Below are 25,382 nucleotides of genomic sequence, written 5' to 3' on the forward strand. Positions count from 1 at the left end.
TTCGGCCTTTGCGACTGCTGACAAATCTGTTTTAAACGGGGCGCCGGCGTTTCTGCCGGGCGGCGACGGGCGCCTTACCCGGCCGGTGAAACCCGCCGCGTCCCCTGTTAGAGCAGCTCAAACTCACTCTGCTTGACGCGGGCGGAGTCGACGCCAATAAAGACGTTAAATTTGCCCGGCTCGGCGTCGTATTTCATTTTCTGATTCCAGAACTTCAGCGCATCCACCTCAATCGGGAAGCTGACGGTTTGCGTCTCGCCTGGTTTCAGCGTCACCCGTTTGAAGCCACGCAGCATTTTCACCGGACGACTCAACGAGGCGGTCACATCCTGCAGGTAGAGCTGAATCACCGTCGCCCCTTCGCGTTTGCCGGTATTGGTCACCTGCACGCTGGCGGTGACGCTGCCGTTGCGCGGCATGGTCGGCGCCGACATTTTCACGTCGGAGACGCTAAAGGTGGTGTAGCTCAGACCGTAGCCAAACGGATACAGCGGGCCATTCGCTTCATCAAAGTAGCGGGAGGTGTATTTGTTCGGTTTGTCAGCATTGTACGGACGGCCGGTATTGAGGTGGCTGTAGTACACCGGAATCTGCCCCACCGAGCGCGGGAACGACATCGGCAGTTTACCGGACGGGTTGGCATCGCCGAACAGCACATCGGCAATAGCATGGCCGCCCTCAGTCCCGGCGAACCAGGTTTCGAGGATAGCGTCAGCCTGCTGATCCTCTTTCACCAGCGCCAGCGGACGACCGTTCATCAGCACCAGTACCAGCGGCTTGCCGGTGGCTTTCAGGGCGCTAATCAAATCGCGCTGGCTCTGCGGCAGGGTAATGTCGGTGCGGCTGGAAGCCTCATGGGCCATGCCCTGCGCCTCGCCCACCACGGCCACCACCACGTCGGACTGTTTCGCCGCGGCTACCGCTTCATCGATCATCGCCTGCGGCGAGCGCGGATCGACCTGCACCGCTTTCTCATACAGGTTAAGGAAATCGACAATGCCCTTATCATCGGTCACGTTGGCGCCGCGGGCATAAATCACCTTGCCTTTGTCACCCAGCGCGTCTTTGATGCCGGTCAGCACCGTGACCGACTGATCCGCCACGCCCGCCGCCGACCAACTGCCCATCATGTCGCGCTTGCTGTCGGCCAACGGCCCGATAACCGCAACGGTCGCCGATTTGTTCAGCGGCAGCGTCTCCAGACGGTTCTTCAGCAGCACCAGGCTTTGCTGCGCGACTTCACGCGCCTCTTTGCGATGCAGACGGCTTTCGGCGTTGGTATCCTGCGGGTCGGATCCCTGCGGGCCGAGGTGGCTGTACGGATCGTTAAACAGCCCCATATCATATTTGACGTTGAGTACGTGGCGCGTCGCATCATCCAGCTCCGCCATCGTCACCTTGCCGGATTTGACCAGCCCCGGCAGGTATTTGCTGTAGTACTCATCGCTCATGCTCATGTTGATGCCCGACTTCAGCGCCACCCGCACCGCATCTTGTGGATCGGAGGCGACGCCGTGTTTGATCAGCTCTTTGATTGCGCCATGATCGGAGACGGTGATGCCTTTAAAGCCCCAGTCATCGCGCAGCACCTCTTTCAGCAGCCAGGCATCGGAGGTCGCCGGCGTGCCGTTGAGCGAGTTGAGCGCCACCATCACCGCGCCGCTCCCGGCATCCAGCCCCGCTTTATACGGCGGCATATAGTCGTTGAACAGGCGCTGCGGGCTCATATCGACGGTATTGTACTCTTTGCCCCCCTCCACCGCGCCATAGGCGGCAAAGTGCTTCACGCTGGTCATCACCGAGTAGCGATCCGCCGGGCTCTTACCCTGCATCGATTCGACCATCGCCCGTCCCATTTCGGTGGTCAGATAGGTATCTTCGCCGAAACCTTCCGAGGCGCGGCCCCAGCGCGGATCGCGGGAGACGTCGACCATCGGCGCCCAGGTCATGTTGAGACCGTCGTCAGCGGCTTCATAGGCCGAAATACGCCCCACCGTACTGACCGCATCCAGGTTAAAGGAAGAGGCCAGACCCAGGCTTATCGGGAACACCGTGCGCTGGCCGTGAATCACGTCATAGGCGAAAAACAACGGGATTTTCAACCGGCTGAGCTGCATGACCTGGTCCTGCATCGCGCGGATATCCGGGCGGGTCACGGTATTAAAGATAGCCCCGACCTGACCGTCTTTGATCATCTCGCGGATCGCCTCTTTCGGGTTATCCGGCCCGACGCTGATCAGCCTTAACTGGCCAATTTTTTCATCGACGGTCATCTTCTTGAGCAGTTCACTCACAAACGCATCGCGGGCCTGCGGCGTCAGAGGGTGATTGCCGAACAGTTCATCCGCCAGAGCGGGTTGCAGCGCCAGACTGACGGCGACGCCTATCGTGCAGAGCCATTTCATTTTTATCTCTCTTTCTCTCAGAACCGGGATTACGGCAAAACATAATAAAAACCGCAGTTTGCCATATATATAAACAAGACGCCTGCACAATGCTAAGGTTCTTCTCTGATTTTTCGACACATTCGCGCACAAAATTGTCATACAAAGCGCTATGCTTAATGCCGATATTTCGGTACCACCACAAGGAGTGGAACATGTCACCTGCAACAACATCGAAGAATTCTGATTTTCTGGCGGAACTGGCAAGACTGGTTGGCCCCTCCCATCTGTTAACCGATCCGGCAAAAACCCAGCGCTACCGTAAAGGTTTCCGCTCCGGCCAGGGCGACGCGCTGGCGGTGGTTTTCCCCGGTACCCTGCTGGAACTATGGCGCGTGCTGAGCGCCTGCGTCGACGCCGATAAAATCATTTTGATGCAGGCGGCGAACACCGGACTGACCGAAGGTTCAACCCCCAGCGGCAACGACTACGACCGCGAGATAGTCATCATCAGCACTCTGCGCCTCGATAAGCTGCACCTGCTGGATAAAGGCGAACAGGTGCTGGCGTTCCCGGGCACCACCCTCTACTCGCTGGAAAAAGCGCTGAAGCCGCTGGGTCGCGAGCCGCATTCGGTGATCGGATCGTCCTGCATCGGCGCCTCGGTGATCGGCGGGATCTGCAACAACTCCGGCGGTTCGCTGGTACAGCGCGGCCCGGCCTACACCGAGATGTCGTTATTTGCCCGGATTGACGAAAACGGCAAGCTGCGGCTGGTGAACCACCTCGGGATTGACCTCGGCACCACGCCGGAACAGATTCTCAGCCGCCTCGACGACGACCGTATCAAAGACGATGATATTCAGCACGATGGCCGCCACGCCCATGACCACGATTACGTCACCCGCGTGCGCGACGTTAACGCCGACACCCCGGCGCGCTACAATGCCGATCCGGATCGTCTGTTTGAATCTTCCGGCTGTGCCGGCAAGCTGGCGGTATTCGCCGCGCGCCTCGATACCTTCCCGGCGGAAAAACGCCAGCAGGTCTTTTACATCGGCAGCAATAACCCGGCGGTGCTGACGGAAATCCGTCGCCATATCCTCGCCGGGTTTGAGCATCTGCCGGTAGCGGGCGAGTACATGCATCGCGATATCTACGACATCGCCGAGCGCTACGGGAAAGACACCTTCCTGATGATCGACAAGCTCGGCACCGACAAAATGCCGTTCTTCTTCACCATGAAAGGCCGCACCGACGCCATGCTGGAGAAAGTGTCGCTGTTTAAGCCGCACTTTACCGACCGCTTCATGCAAAAGCTCGGACACGTCTTCCCGGCGCACCTGCCGGAGCGGATGAAAAGCTGGCGCGATAAATATGAACATCACCTGCTGCTGAAAATGGCCGGCGACGGCATCGAAGAAGCGCAGGCCTGGCTGAAGGAGTACTTCCGCAATGCCGAGGGCGATTTCTTTGCCTGCACGCCGGAAGAAGGCAGCAAAGCGTTTCTTCATCGCTTCGCCGCCGCGGGAGCCGCCATCCGTTATCAGGCGGTACACGCCGACGAAGTGGAAGATATTCTGGCGCTGGATATCGCCCTGCGCCGTAACGATACCGAGTGGTTTGAGCAACTTCCGCCCGAGATAGACAATCAGCTGGTGCATAAGCTCTATTATGGTCACTTTATGTGCCACGTCTTCCACCAGGATTACATCGTCAAAAAAGGCGTCGATGCCCACGAACTGAAAGAGAAGATGCTGGAACTGCTGCAGGCGCGCGGCGCGCAGTACCCGGCCGAGCATAACGTCGGCCACCTCTATGAAGCGCCGGAAAGCTTAAAGCAGTTCTACCGCCAGAATGACCCGACCAACAGCATGAACCCGGGGCTCGGTAAAACCAGTAAGCAGAAGTACTGGGGCGAGCGCCAGGCAAACGGGAGCCATGTCTCTGAAGAGCACTAATCAGGGATGACGAGCGACGGGATTCTGTATTACGCTGCACGCCGGAGAAACGCCTCTCCGGCAAACCTCGTTAAGGAGTCCCGTCATGTCCGAAGCGGATATGTTGCACGGCGCTGAATTAGAGATCCGCGAAGCTCTGCCCGATGACGCGCACGCCATCGCGGCGCTGTATGTCTGGCACGTGCTGAACGGGCGCGCCTCCTTTGAAGATATTCCCCCCACCGTCGACGAAATGCGCCAGCGGATCAAAACCGTGCGCGACAACGGGCTGCCCTGGCTGGTGGCGCTGTGGCGCGGCACGATTGTCGGCTACTGCTACGCGACGTTTTACCGTCCTCGCCCCGCCTATCGCTACACGCTTGAAGAGTCGATTTATGTCGAGTCCGGCATGGGCGGACGCGGCATCGGTAGCGCCCTGCTCTCTCGCCTGATTGAAAAGTGCGAGCAGGGTCCGTGGCGACAAATGCTGGCGATTATCGGCGACGGACACAGTAACCTCGGGTCGATTGCTATACATAAGAAATTTGGTTTTAGCGTGGCGGGCCAACTGCGCAGCGTCGGTTACAAAATGGGCGACTGGCGGGATACCTTGATTATGCAGCGCCCGCTCGGGGATGGCGACTGGACGCTGCCGGAGTGATATCAGGCTGCGAAATCCCCGGCTCGCGGCGCGTTGCGCCTTAGCCGGGCTACAGAACTGCGCAAGGGTAGCGCCTTAGCCGGGCTACAGAACTGCGCATGGGTAGCCCGGCTAAGGCGTTTACGCCGCGAGCCGGGGAAGCCGGGGAAAGATTAATCGTTCTGCGCGGTCTGCGTGCCGCCTTTGAGCATCGCATCCGCCATTTGCGCTTCACGCTGCTTTTTATAGCTCAGCGCGGACGCCGGAACCGGCATCACCTTCCCGGTTTCAACCCACGTACGCAGACGGCTGGCGTCGGCAAAGTGGGTATATTTCCCGAATGCATCCATCACCACCAGCGCCACCGGGCGCTGATTAATCACCGTTCTCATCACCAGGCAATGGCCCGCAGCATTCGTAAACCCGGTTTTGGTCAGCTGGATATTCCAGTTATCCCGATAGACCAGGTGGTTGGTATTGCGAAACGGCAGCGTATAGGCCGGATGGGCGAAGGTGGCGGTGTCTTCTTTGGTGGTGCTCAGCTGACCGATCAGCGGATATTGCTCGGTGGCCATCAGCAGCTTCGTCAGGTCGCGCGCGGTCGATACGTTGTGAATCGACAGGCCCGTCGGTTCAACGTAGCGCGTATGGGTCATGCCCAGCGCCTGAGCCTTGGCGTTCATGGCGCGAATAAAGGCGTCATAGCCGCCAGGATAATGGTGAGCCAGGCTCGCGGCGGCGCGGTTTTCGGAAGACATCAGCGCCAGCAGCAGCATATTGCGGCGGCTGATTTGGCTGTTCAGACGCACGCGTGAATAGATGCCTTTCATCTCCGGCGTGTGGCTGATATCAACGGTGAGCATCTCGTCTAACGGCAGATGCGCATCCAGAACCACCATCGCCGTCATCACTTTGGTGATCGACGCAATGGGGCGAACCAGATCCGGCTGGCTCTGGTAAATAATCTTTTTGCTCGCAAGATCAACGATCATCGCACTGCCGGAAGCAATTTCCGGCTGTAGGGCCGTCGCGGCCACGGGGGTTTTTGCTAGCGCCTGGGGCGCAAAAGGCACAGCCAGAAGCAAGGTCAGGCTGAGCAAAGAAACTCGAAATTTCGGCATCGTGAGCATTCTGAAAAGTATTCTTGCACGTTATAAACGTACGCTGCGTGGCCGGGGAAACAGGCAACGCTGGCAAACCCTATCATACCCCGGCAGAATGCTGGCTGACTAATAAGAATCGTGAACAAATGCTGCATTGCCGGCATAAATATCCATTCATGCCGGCAATATATTTACTCATCAAACGATTCAGGCGACGGTCGCCTGGCGCAACGGCATCAAAACAGTCGGTAGCCGTATCCCCAGAGAATCACGGTTATCGCCAGCAGGACTTCAAGCACCAGCACCCCGATGGCGAGGGTGGAACTGGCAAAGCTGAGTCCCTCTTCTTTATTGATGCTCAGGAAGGTCGGGATACCGAGATACAGCAGGTAGCCGGTGTAAAACAGCGCGATCGTCCCCACCAGCGCGCACAGCCAGACCAGCGGATAAAGCGCGACCAGCCCGCTGAGAAACAGCGGCGTGGCGACGTACCCGGCAAACACCATGCAGCGTTTAAGCGATGGCCGCTGCGGGTAGTTTCTGGCCATCCACCAGATAATCCTCCCCATCACCGCTACCCCGCCCAGCATCACGGCGTAGAACACCACCGCCAGCGCCAGACCGGTAAACAGTGAAAGTTTTACCACGGTGCCATCGCCAAAGTTCCAGCCAAGCTGCGTGGTGCCAATAAAGGCGCAGATAACCGGAACCGCTGCCATGACCAGCACATGGTGCGTATAGTGGTGCGAAATGGTCTCGTTTTCGCTCTTGATAACGCTCATCTCTTGATTCGGATGAGAGAATAGTCCCCAGACATGGTTCATAGCGTCCCCCTTGTCACGGTCTGGTACAGCACTGATCCAAGTATAATTCACCCTCAGAGATTATTTTATGTACAGCAATAAAAATGCGCTCACAGCCTGTCCTGCCAGGCGTGATTGGCGACAGGGTAGCGAAACCGGAGCGTACACCTCTTCTGCCCGCCCTGAAGGACGTTCCCGGATAACGCCTGATGAGTGCTGACGGGTTCAAATGACAAGCAAAATAGTCTTAATCAGACAGGCGGTTAACGTGGTTTTAAGCCCCAGGGTGTATGATTAACCCATTAATGATTGATCCCGTTGATTCTTCACGTTGCCTGACCGGCACGATTAGCCGCCAGACACGCGGCGGAAGCACAAGGGGTAAGGGAGTTTATTTTTTCATGGATATCAATAATTTGATTTCCCATTATGGCTACGCTGCGCTGGTGATTGGCAGCATAGCGGAAGGTGAGACCATCACCCTGCTGGGCGGCGTGGCCGCGCATCAGGGTTTATTGAAATTTCCCCTGGTCGTTATCTCGGTTGCCCTGGGCGGAATGATTGGCGATCAGCTGCTGTACCTGCTGGGTCGACGCTTTGGCGGCAAGCTGCTGAAACGCTTTTCCCGCCATCAGGCGCGGATCCGCAAGGCGCAGCGCATGATTCAGCGCCGCCCCTATCTGTTTGTGATTGGGACCCGTTTTATGTACGGTTTCCGGGTGATCGGGCCATTATTGATCGGCGCCAGCCGTCTGCCGCCAAAAGTATTCCTGCCGCTGAATGTGCTCGGCGCGCTGGTGTGGGCGCTGTTATTTACCACGCTGGGCTATCTGGGCGGGGAAGCCATTGGACCGTGGCTGCATCATCTTGATGCGCATCTGAAGCACGGGATCTGGCTTGTTCTGGTGGTCGCGCTGGTGGTGGCCGCACGATGGTGGTTCCGGCGCCGCGAGGCGAGAAAGAAAGAGTAGCGACGAACCGGCGCGGCCGGGAGACCCGGTCGCGCAGAAGGTGCCTTGCCAGGCGTTAATCCGACCCGGTGGTCTGGTGGTAGCCGCCGCCCAGCGCTGAGGTCAGCTGAATACTGGCATCCAGCCACTGGCCACGCAGGCGCAGCGCGGTAATGCGCTCCTGGAGCGCAGGCAGCCTGGCCATACTGACACGCGACCCAGGAAGGATCCCGGCGTTCCTGCGGGCCTCCGCCAGATTCACCGTCCGCTGCGCATCCTTTTCAACCTGCTGCTGCCGCTGGTTCTTCTCCATCAAGGTCTCAACCTGGCTTGCGCTCTTCGCTACCTGGTTCACCGCGTCAACAACCGCTTTGTTATATTTTGCCACCGACAGATTATTCTGCGCGCTGGCAATATCGAGGTTGGCGTTCAGCCTGCCGCTATCGAAAACAGGCAGCGTCAACCCGGCGGACAGCCCCATCTGCTGCGCGGAGTGACGGAACAGATCGCTTAAGTGCAGCGCATCCTGCTGCAGGAAGGCCATCAGATTGATGTCCGGATAGAACGCCGCTTTCGCCGCATCGACCTCGCTCAGCGAGGCCTCGATATACCAGTGGGCCACCTGCAGATCCGGGCGACGCGCCAGCAGTTCATACCCCAACACCGTCGGCATCTGCGCGCTCACCGGCGGAAGATTAACCGGATGCAGATTCAGCGCCTGGCTCTGGCTGTTGGTCAGCGCCATCAGACGCGCTTCGATCTCTTTCATGTTGCCCGCAGCGTCCGCCAGCTGCTGGTCGGTTTTACTGACATTGATGTTGTTTTCCGCCCCTGCGGCCGAGTTGGTGATCCCGCGCTGATACAGCGACTGGTCTACGCTGACAATATTATTTTGTTCGCTTTTCACCTGCTGGAGCACGGTTTTCACCGCGGCCTCGGTCTGCCACTGCCAGTAGAGTCGCGCCACGCTGCTGGCCAGCAGTTCGCGGGTTTGCGCCTCTTCCGCCACTTGCGCTTTGAGTTCACCAATACGGGCTTTCACCAGCGCCCGGTTTTTCCCCCACAGATCCAGATCCCAGCCCGCCGTCAGGCCAAAGGTGCCGTTGGTGTACCAGGGCCCGGTATTGCCGCCGCTGTCCGTGGCAAACGGCCCCGTCAGCCCCTCCGCCGACATTTTCTGCCGTTCAACATCGGCGGAGAAATCCATTTCCGGCCCAAGACTGGCTTGCGACATTCGTGCCTGTGCTTCCGCCAGCCTGATGCGCTGAGCGGCAATCTGCATATCCGGCGCATTCGCCAGCGCGCGCTGAATCAGGCTATTCAACTGCGGGTCGTGGTAATCCTGCCACCAGTTGCTTTGCGGCCAGCCATTTTTAACCGCCGCGGGCAGATCCATTGACACATGAGAGGCCGGTGTCAGCTGCGCAGGCGGATGGCCAATATCATGGGACGGCGCGCAGCCAGCCAGAACGATGACCAGGGGGAACCCAGCCAATACGCGTTTTCTCAGAGTAAGATTCATCAGACAGGTCAGGTAACTCAACAAGGTTGGTTATACTAAATTAAATGGAATTAAGCCGTTTAGTAAAGTGTGTGACTAAACGCCCAGATAATTAAAAATAAACAAATAATTCATGGAGTGATAATGAGCCAGAATATCTATGACGATACGGAATTTTTTGCAGGATATGCCACTCTCGACCGTCCGGTAAAAGGGCTCGACGGCGGAGCACATCGCCGCTCAGCCGTGGCTGGATGAGGAAAAAGAGCGGCCGATGCTCTTTGTGCCGCACGCCCGTAAGCCGACATAATCAGCGCAAAGGCCCGGGATTATCCGGGCCTTGAGCAGGGTGGCGGCGCGATTTTAGCGGCTGTGCCCGCCGCTCTTCGGGTGGCGGTTAGCGCTTTCCCGGCCACCGGAACCGCAGGCGGTGACTATTTTAAGCTGCCGCCATTGCTGGCAATCACCTCTTTGTACCAGTAGAAGCTTTTCTTCTTGCTGCGCGCCAGGGTGCCGTTGCCGCTATCATCGCGATCGACGTAGATAAAGCCGTAACGTTTGGACATCTCCGCCTTCGACGCGCTGACAAGGTCGATGGGCCCCCAACTGGTGAAGCCGAGCAGCTCCACGCCGTCTTCAATAGCTTCTCGCGCCTGCACCAGATGGTCGTTCAGGTAGCTGATACGGTAGTCATCGTTAATGCTGCCGTCAGCCTCCACTTTATCTTTCGCCCCCAGCCCGTTTTCAACGATAAACAGCGGCTTCTGATAGCGATCCCACAGCACGTTAAGCAGCGTCCGCAGACCCAGCGGATCGATCTGCCAGCCCCACTCGGAGCTTGCCAGATGCGGGTTTGGCACCATGCTGAGGATATTGCCGCGCGCCTTTTTGTTCAGCTCCTCGTCGGCGGTGACGCAGCCGGTCATGTAATAGCTGAAGGAGATAAAATCCACGGTCTCTTTCAGCGCCGCGCGATCGGCCTCGGTGATGGTAATATTCATTCCGTGGTCGCGGAAGTAGCGCAGCATGTAGCCCGGATACTCGCCCCGACACTGCACGTCGCCGAAGAACTGCCAGCTGCGATTCTGTTGCAGGGTTTCAAAGATATCTTCCGGTTTGCAGCTGAGCGGGTACATTAAACCGCCGAGCAACATATTGCCGATTTTGCCCTCGGGCACGATGTCGTGACAGGCTTTTACCGCCAGAGCGCTCGCCACCAGCTGATGGTGAATAGCCTGATAAACCGCCTCTTTACTGCTCCCTTCCGGCAGGCCGACGCCGGTCATCGGGGCGTGCAATGACATATTGATTTCATTAAAGGTCAGCCACAGCTTGACCTTGTCTTTATAGCGGGCGAATACCGTTCTGGCGTAGCGTTCAAAGAAGCCAATCACCTCGCGGCTCCCCCAGCCGCCGTAGTTTTTCACCAGCCCCCACGGCATTTCATAGTGCGATAGCGTCACCAGCGGCGTGATATTGTGCTGCGCCATTTCCGCAAACAGGCGGTCGTAAAAGGCCAGACCGGCCTCATTTGGTTCAGCATTGTCGCCATCGGGGAAAATACGCGTCCAGGCAATCGACACCCGCAGGCAGTTGAAGCCCATCTCCGCAAACAAACTGATATCTTCCGGATAGCGATGATAAAAATCGATCGCGATATCTTTGATGCCGCTGTCGCCCGGCACACGTTCAACGACGTCGCCGAAGACGCCATGCGGCTGTACGTCTGAGGTTGATAATCCTTTGCCCTCTTCCAGATATGCGCCTTCTACCTGGTTTGCCGCGGTTGCGCCACCCCATAAAAACGTCTGCGGGAATCTCTTCATCTTTCTCTCCTCTGATTAATGGCTGACAGACAACAGCGGCTGGCCGGCATCGGCCTCGCTGGCGGATACGATGTCTACGGCGCGATAATCGTCGCTGTTGCTGATAATAATCGGGGTCGCCAGGTCATAACCGGCGTCCAGAATGGCCTGGCGGTCAAATTCGAGCAGCAAGTCACCGGCTTTGACCTTATCACCTTCTTTCACATGGGCGGTAAACGGCACGCCATCGAGCTTCACGGTGTCGATACCGACATGAATCAGCAGTTCAATACCGCTATCGCTGAGCAGGCCAATCGCATGTTTAGTCTGGAATAGTGATGCCACCTCTCCGGAAAACGGCGCAATCACTTTGCCGACGGAGGGAATAATCGCCACGCCTTTGCCCAGCAGACCGCTGGCGAAGGTGCTATCGGGAACCTGATCCAGCGCCAGTACGGTTCCGGACATTGGGGCAAGAATATCGTTTTCCGTTACCGGGGCAAGCGGAACGTCCGATGCTTCCGCCCGGCTCGCGGGCAGCCCGGCAATAAAGGTCAGCGCGCAAGAGATAACCAGCGCAGCCACGATGCCAATTGCTCCGCCCCATACGGTGTCGTCGATTCCGTGCGGCGGAATCATCTGCGCCAGGGTGAAAATATTGGCAAAGCCAAAGGAGTAGACGTGACTGTCGCTCAGGCCAACGATGGCCCCACCGATGGCGCCAGCCACACAGCCAAAGATAAACGGACGACGCAGCGGCAGAGTCAGGCCATAAATCGCCGGCTCGGTGATGCCAAAGATCCCGGCGGATACCGCAGAGCCGGCCAGCACTTTTTGCCGCGCATCGCGGGTGCGCAGGAAAATCCCCAGCGCCGCCCCGACCTGACCCATCACCGCCGGCAGCAGCATCGGTAGCATCGAGTCCTGTCCCAGCACCGTCAGGTTATTAATCATCAAGGGGATCAGTCCCCAGTGCAGGCCAAAAATAACGCACACCTGCCATAACGCGCCCATCGCCGCGCCCGCCAGCCACGGCGCGACCGTGTAGATAATCTGGTAGCCGTGGGCCAGCAGTTGACTGAGCCAGGTGGCCACCGGGCCGATAGCGAGGAAGGTCAGCGGAACCACGACGGCGATGCAAAACAGCGGCGTAAAGAAGTTTTTCATTGATGACGGTAGCAGCGCATTGCTTTTACGCTCCAGCCAGCAGCTCACCCACGATGCGAGGATAATCGGGATCACCGAGGAGCTGTAGTTGATAAAGGTCACCGGGATGCCGAGAAAGTGCGCCGCCTCCGAGCCGGGAAGCTGTGCCGCGTCGAAAGCCTGAATCATCATCGGATGGGTCAACGCCCCGCCGATCACCATGGTAATAAACGGATTACCACCAAATTTTTTCCCGGCGGTATAGCCCAGAAACAGCGGGAAGAAAAAGAACAGCGCGTCGCTGGCGGCAAACCAGATTTTATAGGTCCCCTGCTGCGGAGTCAGCCAGCCGCAAACCACCGCCAGCGCCAGCAGCCCTTTGAGGATCCCCGATGCCGCCAGCACGCCGATAAACGGCGTGAAGATACCGGAGACCACATCAATTACCTGGCCAAGCAGCGAGGTTTTCTCCCCGGAACTGGCCACCGGTTCGCTGTCGTCCGTCAGACCCGCTTCATTGCGTACCGCCTGCCAGACATCGTGGACGTGGTTACCAATCACCACCTGGAACTGACCCCCGCTTTCCACCACCATGATGACGCCAGGGTTGGCCTTCAGTCCTTCCGCGTCCGCCTTCTTGTTTTCTTTGAGCTTAAAGCGCAGCCGTGTAGCGCAGTGAATCAGACTCACAATATTCTCTTTGCCACCAACCCGGCTAAGAATATCCTGCGCGAGTGCTTTATATTCCATGCTGTTTTCCTTACTTCCGCTGCCCGCAGGCAACCGTGACTGAGTGTAAAAATAAAAAAACCCGAGAACCACGCCGGATGGCGTCGCGCTCAGGTTTTGCCTGCGTTATGCAGTAACAATCCAGTTTTCAGGTAAGGGCAATTAACGCCCTTCTTTTCTCACCCGCTCGATATGGATGGCGAGAAACATAATTTCTTCCGTCGTCAGCGATCGCTGATAGCTTTTCTGTAGATGCATGGCGACGGTTTCCGCGCATTTCCACGCTTTCGCGTAGTTATCTTTCACCGCGCTGTGCAGGGTGACGTCATCATCTGCCACCACCGTGCGCGTCAGCATCCGCTGGGCGAAAAACTTCAGGTGGGTGACAAAACGCTGGTAGCTCAGCGACTCTTCGTCATAATTGAGCTGCAGTTGATACTTCACCAGTTGCAGGATTTCCTGCATCACCCGGGTGACGTGCATCACTTCCGGCATTTCGCTGTTGAGCTGGGCGGTGACCAGGTGCAGCGCAATAAACCCGGCTTCATCTTCAGCGAGCTCAACGCCGAGCCGCCTGGCGATAATCGCCCGCGCCTCCTGCCCCAGCTCAAACTCCTTCGGATAAAGCCGCTTAATTTCCCACAGCAGAACGTTGCGAATCGTCATCCCATTCTTTTGCCGTTCAATGGCAAAATGGCAGTGGTCGGTCAGGGTGATATACAGACTCTCCTGCAGCTTGCCCAACCGCCCGCGCGCCAGATCAATAATCCGATCGCAGGTGGTCATCACTTCTAACGGTATCTGACTGAGTAATTCGCCTAAACGGCCAACCAGTTCATCGCTCTGCAGCGCGAAGATCTTTTCAATTTTACTTTCGTCCAGTGAGTCACCGACGCGTTTCTGAAAGGCTAGCCCTCGCCCCATCACCACCTGTTCGCGTCGCTGCTCATCTAAAACAACCACCACATTATTGTTAAGAACTTTGGCGATTAGCATATAAACCCCAGAAACAAAAAAACCTGACCCCCGACAAATGCCAGGAAATCAGGTTTTGCCTGCCGAAGCAGTAGCAATCCAACACCCGCACTGTAGCAATTTCTTCCGCTGTCTCAACCAGCGAAGTAGTAAAACGTGATACGGATCGCGACTAATCCACTGATTTACTCCGGTTGGGGTAACGAACGCTGCTCAAACGCGCGATATTCCAGCGAGTAAAACGCCGCCTGCCGCCGATGGTAGGCGGAATCCACGCAGCCAATCCCGACAAAGGCGCCGGTAAATTCGCCATAGCGGCTGTACTCATCGGAAAACAAGGCGGTGCTGTAGGTCTGACCTATCGCATGAAAGGTCTGATTGTCTGGCGACCAGAAAAACCGCGTCGACTTGCCGTCAATCGCCAGCCGCAGATACACCGGCCCCTCGACGCCAGCCACCGTTCCCAGATGATCTTCCCGCTTCAGACCGTTATCGACATGAATGACATAAAAGCGCGAGCACCGCAGCCGATCGTCAAAGGTTTTGTGCAAGAACAGATAGTTCATATTGTCGTAGTACAGCACCAGCCCGGCGCTGTGCTGGAACACCTCGGGTTGAAAATCCATGCATGCGGTCAGCGTGGCGTACACCGAGGTCAGCTTCCGCGCCAGCAGACTGACGCGGTTCTCCGAACACAGCGACTCCTGACCGCGTAGCATCAGAGCGCCTTCTTCGGGCGCATAGCGCGTAAAGTCCGCAGGCGGAATACGCGGCGCGTACCAGCCAGGCGGCAATACCTGCGCAGCAAAATCGACTCGCTCAACCCGCTCCGCCTGCTCATCAACGGCGGTCGATGGCCCCAGCCCGACATATTCCTGCGCCAGGTTGCCGCCCGCACTCAGGCGCAGCCACCCCTCCTCAGTCCAGCGCATTTTTTGAATGGCGGTCTCCCGCCCCAGCGTACAGGCCAGTTCCGGAAGCAGCGGCCTGGCGCACAGGTGGGCCATAATGACATTCCCATGGTCATCTTCGACATAGCTGGCGTGACCGGATTTTTGCAGCGCCGACGCCGGGTTAAAACACTGCCGCCGCAGATAATCTTTATCAAACGCCGATGCCGAGGTTTTCTCGATATGTACCGGCTTTTGCAAATCCTCCGCTCGCGCCGAGGTTAGCAGCGGGCTGTGCGGATCTTTTTCATAAGGGCCGAGAATATGCCGCGCCCGTCCGAGGGTTACGCAGTGGCCGTAGCCAGTGCCGCCCTCGGCGCACATTATGTAATAATAGCCATTGCGCCGGGTGATATGCGCCCCTTCCGCCATGCCATACACCCCCTGCCAGATACGCTGCGGATAGCCAATCGTCGTTTTCGACTGCGGATCGTACTCCACGATGGAGATCGCCCCGGTATAGTCATCCCGGGTCTCCCAGTCGACGGCGACAATCCATTTTCTGCCGTCGTCGTCGTGGAAAACAGAGGCGTCATAGCCCACGGAGTGGATGTAGACCGGCTCGCTCCACGGACCGCGAATGTCCGCCGCGCTGACCAGGTAATTATCGACATCAAAATAGCGGCCATTCATAGCGTTCATGATGCCGTACACCACGTAAAAGAGCTGGTCGGCTTCACACCAGGTCAGACAGGGTGCCCAGATACCCTTGGCGGAGCGCAGTTTGCGCAGATCCAGCGTGTGTGGATCGTCGAGCACATGGGCGCATAACGTCCAGTTCTCTAAGTCGGTGGAATGATAGACCGGAATGCCGGGAAACCACTCGAATGACGAAACGGCAATATAATAGTCATCGCCCCGCCGACAGATTGCCGGATCAGGATTAAAACCACGTAATACTGGATTTTTAATCATTAACCACGTCCTTTTTAAATTATAACGTACTGGTTTTTTCCACCATCGCCAGCGACCGATCGGATAAAGAATAACGGCGCATAATGATCACCAGCGCCAACACCAGAACCGCCGGTAATACGGTAAAAATAAGTTTAATCGTCAGAATGGCCATCGGCGGTTGCTGCGCCGCGCCACCGATATAACCACTCCATGACAATAGCCAGCCCATGAGCGCGCCGCCGATTGCAATACCTAATTTGATGGCAAAAAGATTGGTGGAAAAAACGATACCGCTCATTTTCTTACCGGTATCTCTTTCAATTGCATCGACGACATCCGAGAGCATCGCCCATTGCAACGGTGTGGCCGCCAGTTGAATAAAATTAATCACAATAATAAAGGCAAAAATAATGATTAGCGACGACTGGGCAAAGACATAGAGCAGCGCAAGTAATATCGCTTCAAGCAACATCGCCAGCTTAAATCCCCGGACTTTATCCATACCACGGAAAATATAGACCGATAAAATTGTCCCGGCTAACCCAGAAATAATGGATACGGTGATCATCATGCTGCTTAGATCGCTGCGTCGCAGAACATAATTACAGAAGTAAATAATGATCCCCATTTTAAAGATAACCGCCACCAGATTGACGACGTTGAGCGTAAAGAGAATACGCCAGTCGCGGTTTTTCAATAATATACGCAGATCCTGCAACAGACTCCCGCGATTGGCATCGATTGCCGCGATCGCGGTCTCTTTGGTCAGGAAGAAACAAAGGTAAAACAACATAATACCCAGGCTACTAATCAGCACCATGGCATAAAAATAGCCGTGCTGGATATTCCCTTTCCCCAACCACGCCACCGCAGGAAGCGCGGCCACGGAGACTAATAGCCCGCCGGCGGAGCTCATGGCGAAGCGCCACGATTGCAACGACACCCGTTCGACGGAGCTCTGGCTGATATTGTTAATCATCGCGCAATAGGGAACATTAATAGCACTATATAACAGCGAGAGCAGGGTATAAGAAACGTAGGCGTAAATCAGCTTGCCGGTATAGGAAAAATCTGGCGTATAAAAGGTCAACATGCACATTACGCCAAAAGGAATGGCGAACCACAGTAAATAAGGGCGAAACTGACCATATTTGGTCCGCGTGCGGTCCGTCACTGCGCCGATCCCCACATCAAAAAAGGCATCAATTACCCGGACGGCTAAAAACATGGTCCCCATATGCGCCGGTGACAAACCAAATATATCCGTATAAAAATAGGCCATAAATAACATAATGGATGACCAGACCAAATTACAAGCGGTGTCTCCAAGTCCATAACCCATTTTCTGATACCAGTTTAATGGCATTATTCTGTTCATTGACGATAACCCCATACAAGGAAAGGTTGTTGCTGCTGACAAGGCCATTGTAGGCCCATCGGCTTCTTCAATATGTATAAAGAGAGGATAGCTATATAATAAAAGTGAACCTGCCCTGTGATGGCTATCGCATTTACATTAAGAACGCTTTTTATTTTATTTGCCGTTCGGCATATAGTATAAAAAAGGAGGCGTTTTATGCATGATGACCCGGTAACATATGAAAATATCATTACGCTGACCCAGGAACTCTACTACCTGCAGCAATATCAGCTTCCCGAGTATTCCGGCGATGATGTGAAGACACATTTTCACTTTATGTATGAATTAATGTGGTTCGATCGTTCCTGTGGTTATTTTGGCATCAACGATCGACAGATCCCGATAAAAAACGGCACCTTGATTTTCGTTCCGGCGCTCATTCCCCATGCGATGTACCTGATCCCCGAGTACAATCACAACCGCTATCTGTTCCAGTTTGAATTTGATTTTTTAAACCCGCTGGCGGTGAGCCATTTTTCCCGGCAAAAGGATCGCATTCGGGTACTGTATCCGGATCCCGCAACCGGCGTGCAGTTGACGGCGCTTTTTGACTGGGCCATTGGTCTGGGAAAGAAAGCGGATAACCAGGCGGTATTTTTGAAAAGCATCGCTCTGCTGATGGAGTTTGTTTTCTCGCTCAACCACGACGATGAGACGTTCCCCCATGTTCCCGGCGGCGACTTTGTGAGCAGGGTGCGGCAATTATTGTATGAGATTGAAGAACATAAAGCCTGGGAGACCACCACGCTGGAGGCGGCGCAGCGGTGCCAGGTGTCGAAGTCCTACTTTTCACGCATGTTTAAGCAGCTGTTTAATATGACGTTTAAAGAGTATATTTTTCTGCGTAAGCTCAAGGTGGCGGTACAACTGCTGACCTCCAGCCAGCTAAAAATTGTCGATGTAGCCCAGACCGCGGGCTTTACCGATAGCGCCTATTTCTGTTTACGCTTCCGCCAGCACCTCGGCTGCACGCCGCTGGAATTTCGCGACCGTCTGGACAACCGCCGCGTCGGATGACACCCGCCCGCACCGCGGGCAGCTGTCCGTCCTGTCGATTCAGAAAGTCACCACGGTTTTCCACTCGATGACCCAGGCATCCTGAGTCTGAGCGACGCCGCCCGGGCGATGCCAGTACTGCAGGCCCGGCTGCAGCTCAAGCCACGACACCGGACGCAGGCGGTAGTACAGTTCAGTATTCACCGAATGCCCGGCTACCGGCTGATAGTTCGCCGCAGAATAGTCCGTAGCCCCGCTGACCTCATTCCTGTACTGCTGGTTGCGCGCGTAATGGTTGCTCATATCCATCCAGGTCAGGCCAAAGCCCAGCCAGTCCTGCGGGCGGGCGTCAAAGAGGCCGCGATAGCGCATTGATGCAGCCACGGAGGTATGGATGTAGTTGCTGCGCTGATCGCTATAGCTGCCGCTCAGCGAGACGCTCATCCCGCGCTCAGGGTCGTCAGCATGGCGGGTTATCTGCTGATTCAGCCCGCCATACAGAAACCAGGTGCGATCGTGTTGCGCATATCCTTGCGGGTCGCTGGCCCCGGGACCGCCGGATTTTCCCGTATACAGATCGTTCTGCGGGGCGTTGGTATAGAGCACGCCGAGGTTATACGCGCCGGGAAGGCCGTTGATCACCGGACGCGCTTCGATCTCTACCGGCAGCAGAATGCCCTTACTGCCTTTTGTCGACCAGCTCCACGCGTGGCTGCGGGAAGAGGCCTGCGGATTCTGCTCCATGACACCGCCCTTCAGCGTCAGTGTCGGGGTCAGCTTATATTCGACGGTCGTGCCCCAGGTATGGACGTTCCAGTTGTTCCAGGTCAGCGAGTTGGCAGACTTACCGCCGCACTGTGAAAGCAGCTGAAAATCGCAGGGGATAATCTGATCGAAGGTCTGCACCTTATTCATCATCCCGATACGCCAGGTCATACGACGCTCATCGAAGCTACGGGCAAAGGTCAGCCAGCCTAGACGGGTAATGGACTGGCCTCCCCAGCTTTCCTGCGCCAGATCGTTAAAATTAACCCGCGGATCCTGTAGCCGCTGGGTGGTCAGGTTGTCATCGTGGTTACGGTTAACGATATTGCCCTCGATGCGCGCATCCGGGATCCCGGTCCAGCGCTCCAGGTCCTGGGTAAAGGTCAGGGCGACCTGATCGATATAAGCCAGCTGTTTGTCATGGTTATATCCGCCGCCGGCGTTGTATCCCATTTCATTGAGGTAACCGAGATTATAATTAAATCCGTTATCTTCGAGGATCGGACGAATCCCGGCCATCTCCCCGAGTAAGCCCTTTTGCGGCTTCTCAAAACCTAATACCGTACCGTTCCATTTTTCCGTTTCCGCAGCGAGCGCGCCGGGAGTCAACAGAGTCAATGTCACTATCAACAGAAGGTGATTTATTTTTTTGTTGTGCATAATGATATCCATTGTGACTGAATAAGGGTAATAGCTGGCCCCAGGCAATAAACCTGCCCGTTTTTAGTCTTTATATTTATTTTTCAATACCTGCCCGTCAGCCATTCAACCGCTTTATTAGCGCAACCGATTCGAGCATAACCTATTGTTTTAGATAATCATTTAATTCCTCAATAAATAGAAAGCAAAAAAAAACCTAAGCACTCCAGCCACGAATGGCGGAAGTGCTTAGGTTTTGCCTGTAATCAGTAGCAACCCTGAATATATGAATACTACAATATCACTCAGCGGCAGAAATGCCCATCAGCAGATGCGCCCGGTGTAATAAAGTGTGAGCGATTTAACAATATTCCCTAATAACGGGCTATGGCCAGCGCAATGTCCGCAGAGGTTTTCAGCGTACGTATTTCATTAAACACGATCAACGCCTCATCATATTCTTTGCGTAAATAACTGAGCCACTGTTTAATTCGTGCAACATGATACAACCCGGTATCGCCCTGTTTTTCCAGACGCGTATATTTTTTCAGTAGCTCCACAACCTGCGGCCACGGCATGCGCGGTTCGTTATATTTGATGACCCGGCTTAAATTTGGCACGTTCAGCGCGCCGCGACCAATCATCACCGAGTCGCAGCCGGTGACCGCCAGACACTCCTGCGCGCTTTGCCAGTCCCAGATTTCGCCGTTAGCGATAACCGGAATTGACAGCCGCTGGCGGATTTCGCCAATCGCTGCCCAGTTGATCCGCTCGGCTTTATAAGCGTCTTCTTTCGTGCGTCCGTGAACCACCAGCTCCGTCGCGCCGGCCTGCTCTACCGCATCGGCAATTTCAAACTGACGCGCTCCGCTGTCCCAGCCCAGGCGAATTTTGACCGTCACCGGCAGATGATCCGGCACCGCTTCGCGCATCGCTTTTGCGCCGCGATAGATAAGCTCAGGGTCTTTAAGCAGCGTCGCCCCGCCGCCGCTGCCGTTCACCAGCTTTGACGGACAGCCGCAGTTCAGATCGACGCCCCACGAACCCAGCGCCACCGCCCGCGCGGCATTTTCCGCCAGCCATTGCGGATATTGCCCCAGCAGCTGCACCCGGACGCGGGTGCCGGAAGGCGTGCGGCTTTGATGATGAAGTTCCGGGCACAGTTTGTAGAACGATTTTACCGGCAGCAGCTGATCCACCACCCGTAGAAATTCGGTGATGCACAGATCGTAATCGTTAACCTCGGTCAGCAGCTCGCGCACCAGCGAATCGAGCACACCTTCCATCGGCGCCAGTAATACACGCATATTGTTACCCGGTAAAAAAAGAGGCGCTATGGTAGCGCCTCTGTGCGTCGGTTGAAAGATCTCAATGCGCTTCGGCTATGGTTAGCGGGTCGGGGCGTGCGCGAAGGCATGGATACCGCCATAAGCATGATGCGTTTTTGCCGCGCAGGAGCGGCGAAGTTGCGTCGTGGTGGCGCAAAAAAACGCAGCGCTCCCGCTCTGCCTGAGCCATTCTCACTATTATTTATTGCCGGATTCATCAATATGCATTCCGCATGCCCGAAGGTTCCATTACTCTATTAAATCTATGCCTGGAATTCATGATGTGATCGATAGCACATTTCAAGGTTTAATTGTATGATGAATACGGTTCATCAAGGGTTATTACCATGAGTAAATCGCTGAATATTATCTGGCAGTACCTGCGGGCTTTTGTCCTGATCTATGCTTGTTTATACGCCGGGATTTTTGTTGCTTCCCTGCTGCCCATTACCATTCCCGGCAGCATTATCGGCATGCTGATTTTGTTCGTTCTTCTGGCGCTACAGATTATGCCGCCGAAATGGGTCAACCCCGGGTGCAACATATTGATTCGCTATATGGCGCTGCTGTTTGTGCCTATCGGCGTTGGCGTCATGCAATACTGGGATCTGCTGCGCGCGCAGCTCGGCCCGGTGGCAATCTCCTGCACGATCAGTACATTAGTGGTCTTCCTTGTGGTGAGCTGGAGCTCACATCTGGTTCATGGCGAACGTAAAGTGGTCGGTCAAACTAAGGACGTCAAAGATGATGCATGAAATCTGGTGGTCCTTGCCGCTGACGCTGATCGTTTTTTTCCTCGCCCGCAAGCTGGCCGCGCGGTTTAAATTTCCGCTGCTGAATCCATTGCTGGTGGCGATGATCGTAATCATCCCCTTTTTGCTGCTCAGCGGTATCTCCTACGATCGCTATTTTCAGGGCAGTAAAATTCTCAACGATTTGCTTCAGCCTGCGGTCGTGGCGCTGGCCTTCCCGCTGTATGAGCAGTTGCACCAGATCCGCGCCCGCTGGAAATCGATTATTACGATCTGCTTTATCGGCAGCGTCGTGGCGATGGTGACCGGCACTACCGTCGCGCTGCTGCTCGGCGCGACGCCGCAAATCGCCGCGTCGATTATGCCGAAGTCGGTCACCACGCCGATTGCGATGGCGGTCAGCGGAAGCATTGGCGGTATTCCGGCCATCAGCGCGGTGTGCGTTATTTTCGTGGGGATTCTCGGCGCGGTTTTCGGCCACAGCCTGCTAAACCTGATGCGCATTCGCACCAAAGCCTCGCGCGGCCTGTCGATGGGCACCGCATCGCATGCCCTGGGGACCGCCCGCTGTGCGGAGCTGGACTATCAGGAAGGGGCTTTCAGCTCCCTGGCGCTGGTGCTGTGCGGGATTATCACCTCGCTGGTGGCGCCCTTTTTGTTCCCGGTGATTCTGGCTATCGTCGGATAAATGTGATCTTAATCACATTTATCAGTGCAACATAATAAAGTTGCATAAACAATGAGATATTAATCACATATACGGGCTCCCCCCGCCCGTACACTAGATTCCCATTACATTGTTAAGAGGCAACGCCATGCACCCACGTTTTCACGCTGCTCTTCCTCTTCTGGCGGCAGACCTGCAAGCGGCCATCGCCCCGATGCTGATCGACCCGCACTTCCCGGCTTTGCTGGATGCCGGTCAGGTCGCCACACTGCGCAACGCAACAGGCCTTGATGAAGACGCGCTGGCCTTTGCGCTGCTGCCGCTCGCGGCAGCCTGTGCGCGCGCCGACCTTTCCCATTTTAACGTTGGCGCCATCGCCCGCGGCATTAGCGGCACCTGGTACTTTGGCGGTAATATGGAGTTCCTCGGCGCCACGATGCAACAAACCGTACACGCGGAACAAAGCGCCATCAGCCACGCCTGGCTGCGCGGTGAACACTCGCTCAAGGCCATTACCGTCAACTACACCCCCTGCGGCCACTGTCGTCAGTTTATGAATGAGCTGAACAGTAGCCAGCTCCTGCGTATTCATCTGCCAGGTCGCGAAGCGCATTCGCTGCAGCACTATCTGCCGGATGCCTTCGGTCCGCAGGACCTCGAGATTAAAACGCTGCTGATGGATGAACAGGATCATGGTTTCCCGCTAACCGGCGATACCCTGGCGCAGGCGGCCATTCAGGCTGCCAACCGCTGCCATATGCCATACAGCAACTCGCCTTCCGGCGTAGCGCTGGAGTTGAAAGACGGCACCATTTTCGCCGGTCGCTATGCGGAAAACGCGGCCTTTAACCCAACGCTGCCGCCGCTGCAGGGAGCGCTCAACCTGCTGAGCCTCAACGGCTATGACTATCCGGATATTCAGCGCGCCATTCTGGCTGAGAAAGCCGATGCGGCGCTGATTCAGTGGGATGCAACCGTCGCAACGCTGAAAGCGTTAGGTTGCCACAATATTGATCGCGTCCTGCTCGGCTAATTTTCCCGTCATGCGGGCCCCATTGGCCCGCATTGTTGAAAATCCCCGCAATTAAACGATGGTTTCTTGCTCTTGCCCGGCGGGTAAAGTAGCCTGATAGCTCCATTGTCCACATGAGTCAGGTGAATGTTAAAGCGTGTGTTATACAGCCTGTTAGTCCTGTTCGGCCTGCTGCTGTTGACCGTGCTGGGTCTTGACCGTTGGATGAGCTGGAAAACCGCCCCCTATATCTATGATGAACTCCAGGATCTGCCCTACCGCCAGGTTGGGGTGGTGCTCGGTACCGCCAAGTACTATCGCACCGGAGTGATTAATCAGTATTATCGCTATCGTATTCAGGGTGCGCTGAACGCCTACAATAGCGGCAAAGTGAACTACCTGCTGCTGAGCGGCGATAATGCGCTGCAAAGCTACAACGAACCGATGACCATGCGCCGCGATTTAATCAAAGGCGGCGTCGACCCGGCCGATATCGTGCTCGATTACGCCGGCTTCCGCACGCTCGACTCTATCGTGCGCACCCGCAAAGTTTTCGATACTAACGACTTTATTATCATTACCCAGCGCTTCCACTGCGAACGGGCGCTGTTTATCGCTCTGCATATGGGGATTCAGGCGCAGTGTTACGCGGTGCCTTCGCCGAAGGATATGTGGAACGTACGTTTACGTGAGTTTGGCGCCCGGTTTGGCGCGCTGGCGGATTTGTACGTGTTCAAACGCGAACCCCGCTTTTTAGGGCCATTAATTCCGATTCCGACGTTGCAGGAAGTGCCTGAGGGTGCGCAGTCCTATCCTGCCGTCACGCCGGAACAGCTGCTGGAACTACAAAAGAGTCAGTGACGGGCCGTTGATATCGGCATACTTTCCCCCCGGGTCAGTCGGCGTAAAAAAGACCCAAAAAAGCCCGCGCGAATGGCGCGGGCGGGATAGCAACGGACGATTATTTTTTGCGCGCGTATTTCAATGAATCTAGCGCCACGGCGAAGATAATGATCGCCCCTTTGATGATGTACTGCCAGTAGGGGTTGACGCCGATATAGGTCAGGCCGTAGTTGATGACGGTGAAGATAATTACCCCGGTCACCACGCCAAGCACCGTACCCACACCGCCGCTAAACGACACGCCGCCAACGACGCAGGCCGCAATCGCATCCAGCTCATACATAAAGCCGAGGTTGTTGGTGGCCGAACCGATACGACCGGCCTCCAGCAGACCGCCAAAAGCATAGAACACACCGGACAGGGCATAAATCATCAGCAGGTTCAGCGCCACGTTGACACCCGAAACTTTGGCCGCTTCCGGGTTACCGCCGATGGCAAAAATGTTTTTACCAAAACGGGTTTTATTCCACAGGATCCACACGAAGAAGACCGCAATCGCCGCGTAGAACGTAATGTACGACAGGCGGAACGACCCCAGCGCGATAAACCCTTGCGCGAAGTGCGAGAAGTGGCTGTCAAAACCGGAAATGGGCGATGCGCCGACAAAATCGTAGTACAGGGAGTTGATGCCGTAGACGATGATCATCGTACCCAGGGTAGTGATAAACGGCGTCACGTTCAGATAAGCGATAATAATCCCGTTAATCAGCCCGATAACCGCACCGATCGCGCAGACCAGCAGGATCACCAGCGGAATCGGCATAGTCGCCATATCCGGGAAGACCTTGTTGGCATTGTCGACCGCCTGCAGCATGGTCGCGGCGATAACCGCCGCCAGCCCGACCTGGCGACCGGCAGAGAGGTCGGTACCCTGGGTTACAATCAGTCCGGCAACGCCGAGCGCGATAATAATACGCACCGAAGACTGAGTCAGGATGTTACTCAAGTTCAGCAAACTTAAGAACGTGGGGTCCTGGAAAATAATAATCGCCAGCAAAACCAACAGCACAACGTAAATCCCACCGTCTTTCAGGTACGTGAGAAAACTTTTTTTATTTAACGCACTCATGAGAAGCC

General features: G+C 55.8%; 19 protein-coding genes and 2 pseudogenes. 9 read left to right on the forward strand and 12 right to left on the reverse strand.

The window, feature by feature from the left end; genetic code table 11:
- Nucleotides 1–107: 107 nt before the first annotated feature.
- On the reverse strand, nucleotides 108–2,405 hold the full coding sequence (bglX, locus tag FNY10_RS13560) for a beta-glucosidase BglX (RefSeq protein WP_100682673.1): 2,298 nt from the start codon (nucleotides 2,403–2,405) through the stop codon (nucleotides 108–110).
- A gap of 194 nt (nucleotides 2,406–2,599) precedes the next feature.
- Here bglX and dld point away from each other — a divergent pair, with 194 nt between their 5' ends.
- Together dld and FNY10_RS13570 are read left to right on the forward strand one after the other, a co-directional pair.
- On the forward strand, nucleotides 2,600–4,345 hold the full coding sequence (gene dld, locus FNY10_RS13565; protein ID WP_160702819.1) for a D-lactate dehydrogenase: 1,746 nt from the start codon (nucleotides 2,600–2,602) through the stop codon (nucleotides 4,343–4,345).
- A gap of 85 nt (nucleotides 4,346–4,430) precedes the next feature.
- Nucleotides 4,431–4,985 carry a GNAT family N-acetyltransferase gene (locus FNY10_RS13570; RefSeq protein ID WP_131048150.1) on the forward strand — a complete coding sequence of 185 codons (555 nt, stop codon included), beginning with the start codon at nucleotides 4,431–4,433 and terminating at the stop codon, nucleotides 4,983–4,985.
- Between the two features lie 152 nt (nucleotides 4,986–5,137).
- Here the strand turns inward: FNY10_RS13570 and pbpG are convergent, their stop codons facing one another.
- Both pbpG and FNY10_RS13580 read right to left on the reverse strand, forming a co-directional pair.
- A complete protein-coding gene (pbpG, locus tag FNY10_RS13575) occupies nucleotides 5,138–6,085 on the reverse strand; it encodes a D-alanyl-D-alanine endopeptidase (RefSeq protein WP_131048151.1) in 948 nt (315 codons plus the stop codon).
- 218 nt (nucleotides 6,086–6,303) lie between these two features.
- Nucleotides 6,304–6,891 carry a Yip1 family protein gene (locus tag FNY10_RS13580; RefSeq protein ID WP_100682677.1) on the reverse strand — a complete coding sequence of 196 codons (588 nt, stop codon included), beginning with the start codon at nucleotides 6,889–6,891 and terminating at the stop codon, nucleotides 6,304–6,306.
- Nucleotides 6,892–7,271: 380 nt separating this feature from the next.
- Here FNY10_RS13580 and FNY10_RS13585 point away from each other — a divergent pair, with 380 nt between their 5' ends.
- The gene (locus FNY10_RS13585; RefSeq protein WP_160702821.1) at nucleotides 7,272–7,841 is read left to right on the forward strand and encodes a DedA family protein; all 570 of its coding nucleotides are present in this window, start codon (nucleotides 7,272–7,274) and stop codon (nucleotides 7,839–7,841) included.
- A 55-nt stretch (nucleotides 7,842–7,896) separates the two neighbouring features.
- On the opposite strand, the gene mdtQ is transcribed toward FNY10_RS13585, so the two are convergent.
- Nucleotides 7,897–9,342, reverse strand: coding sequence for a multidrug resistance outer membrane protein MdtQ (mdtQ, locus tag FNY10_RS13590; protein ID WP_160702823.1), 1,446 nt, complete (start codon nucleotides 9,340–9,342; stop codon nucleotides 7,897–7,899).
- A gap of 123 nt (nucleotides 9,343–9,465) precedes the next feature.
- On the opposite strand from mdtQ, the pseudogene FNY10_RS13595 reads away from it, so the two are divergent.
- Nucleotides 9,466–9,546 (forward strand): annotated as a pseudogene (locus FNY10_RS13595) (SAM-dependent methyltransferase); the annotation flags it as partial.
- A gap of 209 nt (nucleotides 9,547–9,755) precedes the next feature.
- Here FNY10_RS13595 and FNY10_RS13600 read toward each other — a convergent pair.
- The 5 genes and pseudogenes from FNY10_RS13600 to FNY10_RS13620 all read right to left on the reverse strand — a co-directional run bounded on the left by FNY10_RS13600 (nucleotide 9,756) and on the right by FNY10_RS13620 (nucleotide 17,189).
- Nucleotides 9,756–11,147 carry a 6-phospho-beta-glucosidase gene (locus tag FNY10_RS13600; RefSeq protein WP_160702825.1) on the reverse strand — a complete coding sequence of 464 codons (1,392 nt, stop codon included), beginning with the start codon at nucleotides 11,145–11,147 and terminating at the stop codon, nucleotides 9,756–9,758.
- A gap of 15 nt (nucleotides 11,148–11,162) precedes the next feature.
- Nucleotides 11,163–13,131, reverse strand: a pseudogene (bglF, locus tag FNY10_RS13605) (PTS beta-glucoside transporter subunit IIABC).
- Between the two features lie 32 nt (nucleotides 13,132–13,163).
- Nucleotides 13,164–13,997, reverse strand: a complete 834-nt coding sequence (gene bglG / locus FNY10_RS13610; protein WP_100682682.1) for a transcriptional antiterminator BglG — start codon at nucleotides 13,995–13,997, stop codon at nucleotides 13,164–13,166.
- A gap of 164 nt (nucleotides 13,998–14,161) precedes the next feature.
- Nucleotides 14,162–15,841, reverse strand: coding sequence for a glycoside hydrolase family 43 protein (locus tag FNY10_RS13615; protein WP_160702829.1), 1,680 nt, complete (start codon nucleotides 15,839–15,841; stop codon nucleotides 14,162–14,164).
- A gap of 19 nt (nucleotides 15,842–15,860) precedes the next feature.
- Nucleotides 15,861–17,189, reverse strand: coding sequence for a glycoside-pentoside-hexuronide (GPH):cation symporter (locus tag FNY10_RS13620; RefSeq protein WP_242627879.1), 1,329 nt, complete (start codon nucleotides 17,187–17,189; stop codon nucleotides 15,861–15,863).
- A 210-nt stretch (nucleotides 17,190–17,399) separates the two neighbouring features.
- On the opposite strand from FNY10_RS13620, the gene FNY10_RS13625 reads away from it, so the two are divergent.
- A complete protein-coding gene (locus FNY10_RS13625) occupies nucleotides 17,400–18,260 on the forward strand; it encodes a helix-turn-helix transcriptional regulator (RefSeq protein ID WP_131048158.1) in 861 nt (286 codons plus the stop codon).
- A gap of 39 nt (nucleotides 18,261–18,299) precedes the next feature.
- Here the strand turns inward: FNY10_RS13625 and FNY10_RS13630 are convergent, their stop codons facing one another.
- Together FNY10_RS13630 and dusC are read right to left on the reverse strand one after the other, a co-directional pair.
- Complete coding sequence (locus FNY10_RS13630) at nucleotides 18,300–19,664, reverse strand: carbohydrate porin (protein ID WP_160702831.1); 1,365 nt, start codon at nucleotides 19,662–19,664, stop codon at nucleotides 18,300–18,302.
- Nucleotides 19,665–20,017: 353 nt separating this feature from the next.
- A complete protein-coding gene (dusC, locus tag FNY10_RS13635; protein ID WP_100682687.1) occupies nucleotides 20,018–20,950 on the reverse strand; it encodes a tRNA dihydrouridine(16) synthase DusC in 933 nt (310 codons plus the stop codon).
- Nucleotides 20,951–21,318: 368 nt separating this feature from the next.
- On the opposite strand from dusC, the gene FNY10_RS13640 reads away from it, so the two are divergent.
- The 4 genes from FNY10_RS13640 to sanA all read left to right on the forward strand — a co-directional run bounded on the left by FNY10_RS13640 (nucleotide 21,319) and on the right by sanA (nucleotide 24,263).
- Nucleotides 21,319–21,726 carry a CidA/LrgA family protein gene (locus FNY10_RS13640; RefSeq protein ID WP_100682688.1) on the forward strand — a complete coding sequence of 136 codons (408 nt, stop codon included), beginning with the start codon at nucleotides 21,319–21,321 and terminating at the stop codon, nucleotides 21,724–21,726.
- The gene (locus tag FNY10_RS13645) at nucleotides 21,716–22,411 is read left to right on the forward strand and encodes a CidB/LrgB family autolysis modulator (RefSeq protein ID WP_100682689.1); all 696 of its coding nucleotides are present in this window, start codon (nucleotides 21,716–21,718) and stop codon (nucleotides 22,409–22,411) included. Before FNY10_RS13640 ends, FNY10_RS13645 begins: the two co-directional genes overlap by 11 nt.
- A gap of 127 nt (nucleotides 22,412–22,538) precedes the next feature.
- Nucleotides 22,539–23,423, forward strand: a complete 885-nt coding sequence (cdd, locus tag FNY10_RS13650; RefSeq protein WP_160702833.1) for a cytidine deaminase — start codon at nucleotides 22,539–22,541, stop codon at nucleotides 23,421–23,423.
- A 126-nt stretch (nucleotides 23,424–23,549) separates the two neighbouring features.
- On the forward strand, nucleotides 23,550–24,263 hold the full coding sequence (gene sanA / locus FNY10_RS13655) for an outer membrane permeability protein SanA (RefSeq protein WP_100682691.1): 714 nt from the start codon (nucleotides 23,550–23,552) through the stop codon (nucleotides 24,261–24,263).
- 100 nt (nucleotides 24,264–24,363) lie between these two features.
- Here the strand turns inward: sanA and mglC are convergent, their stop codons facing one another.
- On the reverse strand, nucleotides 24,364–25,374 hold the full coding sequence (gene mglC / locus FNY10_RS13660; RefSeq protein ID WP_100682692.1) for a galactose/methyl galactoside ABC transporter permease MglC: 1,011 nt from the start codon (nucleotides 25,372–25,374) through the stop codon (nucleotides 24,364–24,366).
- Nucleotides 25,375–25,382: the final 8 nt, after the last annotated feature.

It is taken from the genome of Klebsiella sp. Lac1 (assembly GCF_009825425.1).
Classification (GTDB): Bacteria; Pseudomonadota; Gammaproteobacteria; order Enterobacterales; family Enterobacteriaceae; genus Klebsiella; species Klebsiella electrica.

Coding starts and splice junctions, on each gene's coding strand:
- dld (WP_160702819.1), top strand. CDS start 2,600: ATGTCACCTGCAACAACATCGAAGAATTCTGATTTTCTGGCGGAACTG.
- FNY10_RS13570 (WP_131048150.1), top strand. CDS start 4,431: ATGTCCGAAGCGGATATGTTGCACGGCGCTGAATTAGAGATCCGCGAA.
- FNY10_RS13585 (WP_160702821.1), top strand. CDS start 7,272: ATGGATATCAATAATTTGATTTCCCATTATGGCTACGCTGCGCTGGTG.
- mdtQ (WP_160702823.1), bottom strand. CDS start 9,342: ATGAATCTTACTCTGAGAAAACGCGTATTGGCTGGGTTCCCCCTGGTC.
- FNY10_RS13645 (WP_100682689.1), top strand. CDS start 21,716: ATGATGCATGAAATCTGGTGGTCCTTGCCGCTGACGCTGATCGTTTTT.
- FNY10_RS13640 (WP_100682688.1), top strand. CDS start 21,319: ATGAGTAAATCGCTGAATATTATCTGGCAGTACCTGCGGGCTTTTGTC.
- sanA (WP_100682691.1), top strand. CDS start 23,550: ATGTTAAAGCGTGTGTTATACAGCCTGTTAGTCCTGTTCGGCCTGCTG.
- FNY10_RS13615 (WP_160702829.1), bottom strand. CDS start 15,841: ATGATTAAAAATCCAGTATTACGTGGTTTTAATCCTGATCCGGCAATC.
- bglG (WP_100682682.1), bottom strand. CDS start 13,997: ATGCTAATCGCCAAAGTTCTTAACAATAATGTGGTGGTTGTTTTAGAT.
- FNY10_RS13625 (WP_131048158.1), top strand. CDS start 17,400: ATGCATGATGACCCGGTAACATATGAAAATATCATTACGCTGACCCAG.
- FNY10_RS13580 (WP_100682677.1), bottom strand. CDS start 6,891: ATGAACCATGTCTGGGGACTATTCTCTCATCCGAATCAAGAGATGAGC.
- cdd (WP_160702833.1), top strand. CDS start 22,539: ATGCACCCACGTTTTCACGCTGCTCTTCCTCTTCTGGCGGCAGACCTG.
- pbpG (WP_131048151.1), bottom strand. CDS start 6,085: ATGCCGAAATTTCGAGTTTCTTTGCTCAGCCTGACCTTGCTTCTGGCT.
- mglC (WP_100682692.1), bottom strand. CDS start 25,374: ATGAGTGCGTTAAATAAAAAAAGTTTTCTCACGTACCTGAAAGACGGT.
- bglX (WP_100682673.1), bottom strand. CDS start 2,405: ATGAAATGGCTCTGCACGATAGGCGTCGCCGTCAGTCTGGCGCTGCAA.
- FNY10_RS13630 (WP_160702831.1), bottom strand. CDS start 19,664: ATGCACAACAAAAAAATAAATCACCTTCTGTTGATAGTGACATTGACT.
- FNY10_RS13620 (WP_242627879.1), bottom strand. CDS start 17,189: ATGCCATTAAACTGGTATCAGAAAATGGGTTATGGACTTGGAGACACC.
- dusC (WP_100682687.1), bottom strand. CDS start 20,950: ATGCGTGTATTACTGGCGCCGATGGAAGGTGTGCTCGATTCGCTGGTG.
- FNY10_RS13600 (WP_160702825.1), bottom strand. CDS start 11,147: ATGAAGAGATTCCCGCAGACGTTTTTATGGGGTGGCGCAACCGCGGCA.